General features: G+C 35.4%; 10 protein-coding genes. 9 read left to right on the forward strand and 1 reads right to left on the reverse strand.

The features are described from left to right. Nucleotides 1-2 precede the first annotated feature (2 nt). The 3 genes from sufC (at nt 3) to sufD (ending at nt 2595) form a co-directional block, all read left to right on the forward strand. Nucleotides 3-749, forward strand: a complete 747-nt coding sequence (sufC, locus tag JO950_RS14730; RefSeq protein WP_202703344.1) for a Fe-S cluster assembly ATPase SufC — start codon at nt 3-5, stop codon at nt 747-749. Nucleotides 750-791: 42 nt separating this feature from the next. Further along, nucleotides 792-1160: a four helix bundle protein gene (locus tag JO950_RS14735; RefSeq protein ID WP_202703345.1), complete on the forward strand. Its 369-nt coding sequence runs from the start codon at nt 792-794 to the stop codon at nt 1158-1160. 118 nt (nt 1161-1278) lie between these two features. Next, nucleotides 1279-2595 carry a Fe-S cluster assembly protein SufD gene (gene sufD, locus JO950_RS14740; protein ID WP_202703346.1) on the forward strand — a complete coding sequence of 439 codons (1317 nt, stop codon included), beginning with the start codon at nt 1279-1281 and terminating at the stop codon, nt 2593-2595. Nucleotides 2596-2713: 118 nt separating this feature from the next. Here the strand turns inward: sufD and JO950_RS14745 are convergent, their stop codons facing one another. Next, on the reverse strand, nt 2714-4063 hold the full coding sequence (locus JO950_RS14745; protein ID WP_202703347.1) for a serine hydrolase: 1350 nt from the start codon (nt 4061-4063) through the stop codon (nt 2714-2716). 219 nt (nt 4064-4282) lie between these two features. Between JO950_RS14745 and JO950_RS14750 the strand changes: the two genes are divergently transcribed. From JO950_RS14750 to JO950_RS14775, 6 genes are all read left to right on the forward strand, one after another. Then, nucleotides 4283-5494: an aminotransferase class V-fold PLP-dependent enzyme gene (locus JO950_RS14750; protein ID WP_202703348.1), complete on the forward strand. Its 1212-nt coding sequence runs from the start codon at nt 4283-4285 to the stop codon at nt 5492-5494. An 83-nt stretch (nt 5495-5577) separates the two neighbouring features. Next, nucleotides 5578-5931 (forward strand): hypothetical protein, encoded by a 354-nt coding sequence (locus tag JO950_RS14755; RefSeq protein WP_237732362.1) that lies wholly within the window; start codon nt 5578-5580, stop codon nt 5929-5931. A 2-nt stretch (nt 5932-5933) separates the two neighbouring features. Beyond that, a complete protein-coding gene (locus tag JO950_RS14760; protein ID WP_202703350.1) occupies nt 5934-6359 on the forward strand; it encodes a SufE family protein in 426 nt (141 codons plus the stop codon). A gap of 99 nt (nt 6360-6458) precedes the next feature. Then, on the forward strand, nt 6459-6782 hold the full coding sequence (locus JO950_RS14765; protein WP_017494560.1) for an SUF system Fe-S cluster assembly protein: 324 nt from the start codon (nt 6459-6461) through the stop codon (nt 6780-6782). Between the two features lie 84 nt (nt 6783-6866). Next, the gene (locus JO950_RS14770) at nt 6867-7376 is read left to right on the forward strand and encodes a DUF2480 family protein (protein WP_202703351.1); all 510 of its coding nucleotides are present in this window, start codon (nt 6867-6869) and stop codon (nt 7374-7376) included. A gap of 80 nt (nt 7377-7456) precedes the next feature. Next, nucleotides 7457-8407, forward strand: a complete 951-nt coding sequence (locus JO950_RS14775) for a DUF3078 domain-containing protein (protein WP_202703352.1) — start codon at nt 7457-7459, stop codon at nt 8405-8407. Nucleotides 8408-8638 lie beyond the last annotated feature (231 nt).

Here is an 8638-nt window from a genome sequence, read left to right on the forward strand (position 1 = left end):
CAATGTTATCAATAAAAAACCTTCACGCCTCAATTGGTGATAAAGAAATCCTTAAAGGAATTAATATAGAAGTAAAAGCTGGCGAAGTACACGCTATCATGGGACCAAACGGTTCAGGAAAAAGTACACTTTCGGCTGTAATTGCCGGAAACGAAAACTATGAAGTTACTGACGGAGAAGTTTTCCTTGACGGAGAAGATCTTGCTGATCTTGCTCCTGAAGAAAGAGCACACAAAGGAGTTTTCCTTTCTTTTCAATATCCTGTAGAAATTCCGGGAGTTAGCGTAACTAACTTCATGAAAACTGCCATCAACGAAACTCGTAAAGCAAATGGTCAGGAAGAAATGCCTGCAAACGAAATGCTGAAAGTGATTCGTGATAAATCTGAATTGTTAGAAATCGACCGTAAATTTCTATCACGTTCTCTTAACGAAGGATTTTCCGGAGGAGAGAAAAAAAGAAATGAGATTTTTCAAATGGCAATGTTAGAGCCAAAATTAGCCATCCTTGACGAAACAGATTCTGGACTTGATATCGATGCCCTTAGAATTGTTGCCAATGGTGTTAACAAATTGAAAAGCGACAAAAACGCCATCATCGTAATCACACACTACCAACGTTTATTAGATTATATCGTTCCGGATTTCGTTCACGTTCTTTACAACGGAAGAATCGTAAAATCTGGTGGAAAAGAACTAGCCTACGAATTGGAAGAAAAAGGATACGACTGGATTAAAGCAGAGAATTAAGACCGTCATAAAGTCAAAAGTCATAAAGTCGAAAAAAAAAACATGAGTAAGTTTAAATCTTTTGAAGAAATAAATTCATGGCAGAAATCCAGAATCTTCAATAAGAAAATATATTTGATTACTGAAAATTCTAATTTCAAAAAAGACTTTGATTTTGTTAGACAAATAAGACGTGCATCACTTTCTATATCATCAAATATAGCAGAAGGTTTTGAGAGAAATACCGATAAAGAGTTTGTCTACTTTTTATATGTAGCCAAAGCATCCGCAGGAGAAGTTAGATCTCAATTGTATTTAGCTTTTGATTTAGAATATATTTTAAAAGAAGAATTTGAAATGCTTTTAGAATCGGTAACAGAAATATCGAAATTATTGAGCGGTTTCATAAAATATTTGAGTCAAAAGTCATAAAGTCGAAAGTTGTAAAATCTTTTTAGACTCAACTTAATTTATGATTTTTTCACAAAAATAGTCGACAATCCAAAGTCTTTCGACTTTCGACTTTCGACTTTAAGACTAAACAAGAAAAATGGATTTAAAAGAAAAATTAGTATCGTCTTTTATGGCTTTTGAAGAGCGTGTCGATGTACATTCAGATTTGCATGACATTCGCACCAAAGCACTAAAAAACTTTGAAAATAAAGGTTTCCCAACCAAAAAGGAAGAAGCTTGGAAATACACATCGTTAAACGCCATCTTAAAAAATGACTTTACGGTTTTTCCTAAGCAGGAAAGTGCCATCGAATTTAATCAGGTAAAGAAATATTTTTTACATGAAATCGACACTTATAAATTAGTGTTCATCGATGGTGTTTTTAGCTCGCATTTGTCTTCAACTACACATGACGGAATCGATGTTTGCTTAATGTCTTCGGCATTGACCAAACCAAAATATAAAATGATCATTGATACCTACTTCAATCAGATTGCAAGTAAAGACGATAGTTTGACTTCGTTGAATACGGCCTTTGCAAGTGAAGGAGCCTTCATCAATATCCCAAAAAAGAAAGTAGCCGACAAACCTATTGAAATTATGTATTTCTCTACAGGTAATGAAACTGCATTAATGGTTCAGCCCAGAAATCTGATTATTGTTGGTGAAAACTCTCATGTTCAAATTATCGAGCGTCACCAGAGTTTGAATGAGAATCCCGTTCTCACCAATTCCGTTACAGAGATTTTCGCTCAAAAACGTGCCATTGTTGATTATTATAAAATTCAGAACGATAATAGCGAAGCGAATTTAGTAGACAACACTTACGTTTCTCAACAACAGGAAAGTCATGCTTATGTTCATACCTTTTCGTTTGGAGGAAACCTAACGCGTAACAACCTAAACTTTTATCATTTTGGTGAAAGACTGACAAGTACACTTAACGGAATCTCGATCCTAAACGACAAACAGCACGTTGATCATTATACCTTAGTGAATCACGCAACGCCAAATTGCGAAAGTTTCCAGGATTATAAAGGAATTTTCTCTGATCGTTCAACAGGAGTTTTCAACGGAAAAGTTTTAGTAGAGAAAGAAGCTCAAAAAACAAATGCTTTTCAAAAAAGCAACAACATTTTATTGAGTGACAAAGCTACGATCAATGCCAAGCCGCAATTGGAAATTTTTGCCGATGACGTAAAATGCTCTCACGGTTGTACGGTTGGACAATTAGACGAAACAGCAATGTTCTACATGCAGTCACGCGGAATCCCGAAAAAAGAAGCTAAAGCTCTATTGATGTACGCCTTCTCAAATGCCGTAATCGAAAGCATTAAAATACCGGAATTAAAACAACGAATTACTAAAATCATCGCTATGAAATTAGGCGTTAATTTAGGATTTGATTTGTAAAATAATTTAACCGCAATCCCGATAGCTATCGGGAGCAAAGAGTTACGCAAAGTTCGCAGGGTTTAGTTTTAAACTTTGCGAACTTTGCGCTTTTTACTTGGCGTCATTGCGGTTAAATTTATTTTTTTACTGAAGAAATAACCTCCTTCAAAAATTCATTAAAATCAAAATAATGTTCTCCTTCATTCACTCCCATCCTAACAATTACCATATCCAGAGACGGAATAATCGCTACCATTTGTCCCTGATAGCCATTACAATAAAACATATCACGAGGTGCATCGGGAAACTTCCCTCCGGCATTTAACCAAAACTGAGCTCCATAACCTCCATTTGAAGTATTCGTTGGTGTTGCCGTATACTTTACCCAACTCTCGTCTAAGACCTGCTCTCCGTTCCAGTTTCCCTTATGCAAATACAGTAGTCCGAATTTTGACCAGTCTCTCGCTGTTGCCCATGCATAAGAAGATCCGACAAATATTCCCGACATATCCTGCTCCACAATCATCGAGTTCATACCAATTTTATCGATTACAGCACTGTACCAAAAATCCAGGTATTCTTGTTGTGTTTTAAACTGACTTCTTAAAATTCGGGACAATAGATTAGTAGTTCCCGAAGAGTAATACCAATGTGTATTAGGTTTAAATTTAGCGGGTTTATCCATTTGTACTTTCCCCATATCTTCTGCCTGAAAAAGCATTTCAGTCGCATCACAAATTTTGGTATAGTCTTCCTCCCATTCTAAACCTGAGTTCATATGAAGCAAATCATTAACGGTAATATTTTTACGATCGTCATTTCTCCATTCTGCAATTGGAGCAGGCTTATAAATGTCCATTTTTCGTTGTTGCACTAAAACGCCAAAAGCCGAACTGGTGATACTTTTAGTCATCGACCATCCTAAAATTTTACTGTCTTTATTAAAACCAGTATCGTATTTTTCAGCAATCAATTTATCTTTATACACCACTACCACGGCACGCGAACGTTTATTCTTTTGGCCTTTTCCATCAAACGAACCGTCCACGGCCTTTTTCAGTTTGGCATAGTCAATATTTGAAAAAGTGGTATCCTTTGGTTCTTTATTCCCATAAGGAAAAGAAAGATTGTTAACCAATTTTGTTCTTTTTGGAAGCAGGTACGGCTTCGAAATATCATAATCATCGTCAATCAAAGTAGCCCCCAGTCCTTCTCTGTAAATTGCTTTTCTTTCTTTCAGTCCATAAACTGTAGAAACAGCAAACTTACCGGCATCATCAATAGTATTCTCGGCTAAATCAATCATGTGGATATCATTATCCGTTTTTTCGATTAATTCCTTCGAACGATTGTCAATAAAATGACCTGATGCAACACTCTTGGCCGAGAAGCCTGAAATCAAATCCAGCTTGGGATAAGTAGTAAACCCAAAATACAAAAAGGCAAGAACTAAAACAAGTACAAGTAATTTAAGAATTCTTTTCATCTGGTTGTGGTATTTTTAATGCAATATAAATATTTTACAATCAAGATTATACAACTTATTCCAGAAATAAAATTCATGAAATATAAAAAAAGGAATCAATTTTTAAAGAATCTGTAGGCAAACGCTCAATTGATAGCATCATAAAAGGAAATTATAGTTTTAATGGATAAACCAATTTTGTTTTAGTACTTTTGTAGATAGAATTTTTCTAAATAAGACATGTTAGACATCCAAAAAATAAGAGCTGATTTTCCGATACTTTCAGAAAAAGTGAACGGAAAACCTTTAGTATATTTCGACAACGGCGCAACTTCACAAAAACCACAAGTTGTGATTGATGCAATCGCAAAATATTATCAGGAAATAAATGCCAACATTCATCGTGGCGTCCATACTTTAAGCCAATTGGCTACTGATGCTTACGAAATTTCAAGAGTAAAAATCCAACATCATATCAATGCGAAATTCTCGCACGAAGTACTTTTTACTTCCGGAACGACTCACGGAATTAACTTAGTAACCAACGGTTTTGCTTCTATTTTAAAACCCGGAGACGAAGTTATTGTTTCTTCATTAGAGCATCACAGTAACATCGTGCCTTGGCAAATGTTATGTGAGAAAACAGGAGCAACTCTTAAAGTTATTCCAATGAATGAAGAAGGAGAACTAATAATAGAAGCTTACGATGCCTTATTGTCAGAAAAGACAAAAGTGGTAACGGTAAACCATATCTCGAACGCATTGGGAATTATCAATCCGATCAAATACATGATCGAAAAAGCTCATGCTGTGGGTGCCGCTGTTTTGATCGATGGTGCACAGGCTGTTCCACATTTAAAACCTGATGTTCAGGATTTAGATTGTGATTTTTATGCTTTTTCAGGACATAAAATGTGCGGACCAACGGGAACCGGAATTCTTTATGGAAAAGAAGAATGGCTGAATAAATTACCTCCCTACCAAGGTGGCGGTGAAATGATCAAAGAAGTTACTTTCGAGAAAACGACTTATGCCGATTTACCTCATAAATTTGAAGCAGGAACTCCAAATATTGCCGGCGGAATTGTTTTGGGAACGGCTGTTGATTATTTGAACCACATTGGTTTTCATAACATTCATCAGCATGAAACACATTTATTACAGCACGCAACCAAACGTTTATTAGAAATCGAAGGATTGAAAATTTACGGAACCGGAAATAAAGCCTCTGTAGTTTCGTTTAATATTGATGGAATCCATCCGTACGATATCGGTTCCATTATAGATAAATTGGGGATCGCTGTGAGAACCGGACATCATTGCGCGCAGCCAATCATGAATTTTTTCTGCATTCCGGGAACGATCCGTGCTTCATTTTCTTTTTACAATACCAAAGAAGAAATTGACATAATGGTGGAGGCCATTAAAAAAGCGAAAGCTATGTTAAGCTAAAAAAATCTTTTATGAGGATATTATCTTTGTTACTCTTAACTTTTTTTATTGGAACAAGCTGTTCCAGCCAAAAAAAAGCCGACATGAAAGCTACTGAAATTGAATACTCTGCAGTTTCCCGAGGCACTTACAAAGTAATCGTGGTGCAGAATAAAACGGTTTCAGTAACCAATGGCCGTAATGCTCAGCCGGTGGAGAGCAAAATAGAGGATCTAAAATGGAAGCAGATTGTAACTGAATTTTCAAAAATCAATCTCAAAACTATTCCGGAATTAAAAGGTCCAACACAAAAACGCTTTCATGATGGCGCTGCTTTGGGAAACTTAAAAGTCACTCAGAATCAGAAAATATATGAAACTCAAGGTTTCGACAATGGATATCCGCCAAAAGAGATAGAAAAATTGGTAAATTTGCTGCTGGATTTTACGAAAGAATAATTATGACAATAAAAGAGATACAAAACGAAATAATAGACGAATTTTCGATGTTTGATGACTGGATGCAACGTTACGAGTACATCATCGAATTAGGAAAAAGTCTTCCCTTAATCAAAGAAGAATATAAAACCGACGACAATTTAATCAAAGGCTGTCAGTCTAAAGTTTGGCTGCAAGGAGAACAGAAAGAAGACCACATTGTCTTTACGGCCGATAGTGATGCTATTTTAACTAAAGGAATTATCGCGATTTTAATTCGTACATTCTCCAATCAAAAAGCATCCGATATTTTAAGCGCCGATGTTGATTTTATTGACGAAATTGGTCTAAAAGAACATTTATCCGCAACACGGGCGAATGGCTTGGTATCAATGATTAAAAACATCAAAATGTACGCATTGGCTTTTGATGCAAAAAATAAAAATTAAAAAAAAATAAACCCTAAAGAGATTAAGTTTCATAAAGCGTTAATCTTAATATCTTAATGGTAAAAAATAAAAACACTTAGTGTTGAAAAAACAAAAACAATGGAACAAGAAATAGACACAAATGAATTAGGAGAATCTATCGTAAAAGTTTTAAAAGGCATTTACGATCCGGAAATTCCTGTAGACATATACGAGTTGGGATTGATTTACGATGTAATGGTCAACACCGATTACGAAGTAAAAATCCTAATGACTTTAACTTCTCCAAACTGTCCGGTAGCAGAAAGTTTGCCAAGAGAAGTAGAAGAAAAAGTAAAGACAATTGAAAACATAAAAGATGTTGATGTTGAAATTACTTTCGATCCGCCATGGAGCAAAGACTTAATGAGCGAAGAAGCGAAATTAGAATTAGGAATGCTTTAATAAAAACAGTCATAAAGTTAAAAGTCATAAAGTCAAAAGTTAAAGACTTTACGACATTCGACTTTAAGACTTTAGGACTTTCACATGGAAGAAATCATCAATAAAGTTGCCAATAGTGCCTTGGAGGTATTTGATCTTGAAGATTATTACCCAAAAGGAGCACGTGTGCAAATCGATATATCACAATGGCTTTTAGAAGGTTTTTTATTAAAAGAAAAAGACTTTAGAGAGCATTTAAAAAATCACGACTGGTCGCAATATCAAGATCAATATGTAGCAATAAATTGCAGTACAGATGCAATTGTTCCTGCCTGGTCTTCTATTCTGGTTGCAGTACATTTAGCACCATACGCTAAAAAAGTGGTGAACGGAACTATAGAAGATCTGGAAGCAAGCTTATACGAAGAAATATTAAGCAAACTTGATTATACTCCCTATAAAGGCAAACCTGTTATCGTGAAAGGCTGTTCCCGCAAACCTGTACCTACCCGTGCCTACATTTTAGCAGCAACCTATCTGCAGCCTTTTGCAAGAAGTATCATGTATGGTGAGGCCTGTTCGGCGGTACCATTATACAAAGAACCAAAGAAATAACACTCCTTACCAGCTGCATCCCATAAGGCTTTTTAACGATTATTTAGTATATTTGTTCTTACACATTTAAACCAGATATCATGAAAAAGCTAGCATTATTACTCCTTGTTTTAGCAAACTTTACTTTTGTTCATGCGCAAAATTCAGAAAAAGAACTAATCCAGAATACTGAAAAAGCAGTAAAAAAAATAAATGATACTATCGAAGATGAAGGATGGAAGGCAAAAGGTACTGTGTCTCTTTTACTAAATCAATCCAGCTTTAACAATTGGGTTGCCGGAGGTGAAGACAGCTTCTCCGGAACTTTAGGAATCAATTATGACTTTAACTATAAAAAAGACGATCTCACCTGGGACAACAAGATTCTGGCTTCGTATGGTCTTTTGCAAACTAAAAATGCCGATTTCGAAAAAAAGACTGATGACCGTTTAGAATTTAATTCAATTGCAGGAAAGAAAGCTTTTGGAGATTGGTATTATTCTTACTTTTTAAATTTCAGAACCCAATTTACAACCGGTTATCTGTATGGGAAGGATGTAAACGGGAAGGAAATCCGAACTGAAAACACCAAGTTTATGTCTCCGGGGTATCTAACTACAGGACCTGGTATTTACTGGTCTAAAACGGAGAATCTAAAAATAAACTTTGCTCCCCTAACTTCAAAATTCACTTTTGTAGACCGCGCTTATACTTCGGGAATTGATCAGGCAACCGGGCTTCCTTATGTAGACGGGGCCTACTTTGGAGTAGATGCTAATAAAAGCATGTTATACGAACTCGGATTTTATGCTTCGGTTTATTACAAACTGGCTATTATGACCAACGTAACTGCTGAGAATACCCTGAATTTGTATTCTAACTATTTAAAAGATCCGCAAAATGTAGATATCAACTACTCATTGAATGTCATCATGAAAGTTAACAAATTTCTATCGGCAAACTTATCCTTCCAGGCCATCTATGATGATAATGCTTTCAGTGGATTCCAAACCAGACAAGTATTTGGTGTAGGCATTAATTTTGGGTTTTAAAAATCACAATACAAAATAAATTCTACAAACAATAAACCCTCTCCTATATCTTCATAATACGTTAATTATAAGAAGATCTAAAACCTAAAAAACGATAGAAGCTAAAATTTCTATTTTTCTTATACACCCCCTTTTTCTTTATTGAAATAGTGGGTGTTTTTTTTGAGTTTTATCGAGCACCTAAAACACATAAATATTACACCAAATTATACTTATGGATTAGTTCTACAT

Origin of the sequence: Flavobacterium sp. UGB4466 (genome assembly GCF_903469665.1) — a bacterium.
In the GTDB taxonomy this organism is placed as follows: domain Bacteria; phylum Bacteroidota; class Bacteroidia; order Flavobacteriales; family Flavobacteriaceae; genus Flavobacterium; species Flavobacterium lipolyticum.

Excerpts from the sequence above, each read along its gene's own strand:
- JO950_RS14765 (WP_017494560.1), top strand. The coding sequence starts at position 6,459 with ATGGAACAAGAAATAGACACAAATGAATTAGGAGAATCTATCGTAAAA.
- JO950_RS14745 (WP_202703347.1), bottom strand. The coding sequence starts at position 4,063 with ATGAAAAGAATTCTTAAATTACTTGTACTTGTTTTAGTTCTTGCCTTT.
- JO950_RS14775 (WP_202703352.1), top strand. The coding sequence starts at position 7,457 with ATGAAAAAGCTAGCATTATTACTCCTTGTTTTAGCAAACTTTACTTTT.
- JO950_RS14735 (WP_202703345.1), top strand. The coding sequence starts at position 792 with ATGAGTAAGTTTAAATCTTTTGAAGAAATAAATTCATGGCAGAAATCC.
- JO950_RS14750 (WP_202703348.1), top strand. The coding sequence starts at position 4,283 with ATGTTAGACATCCAAAAAATAAGAGCTGATTTTCCGATACTTTCAGAA.
- JO950_RS14755 (WP_237732362.1), top strand. The coding sequence starts at position 5,578 with ATGAAAGCTACTGAAATTGAATACTCTGCAGTTTCCCGAGGCACTTAC.
- sufD (WP_202703346.1), top strand. The coding sequence starts at position 1,279 with ATGGATTTAAAAGAAAAATTAGTATCGTCTTTTATGGCTTTTGAAGAG.
- JO950_RS14760 (WP_202703350.1), top strand. The coding sequence starts at position 5,934 with ATGACAATAAAAGAGATACAAAACGAAATAATAGACGAATTTTCGATG.
- JO950_RS14770 (WP_202703351.1), top strand. The coding sequence starts at position 6,867 with ATGGAAGAAATCATCAATAAAGTTGCCAATAGTGCCTTGGAGGTATTT.
- sufC (WP_202703344.1), top strand. The coding sequence starts at position 3 with ATGTTATCAATAAAAAACCTTCACGCCTCAATTGGTGATAAAGAAATC.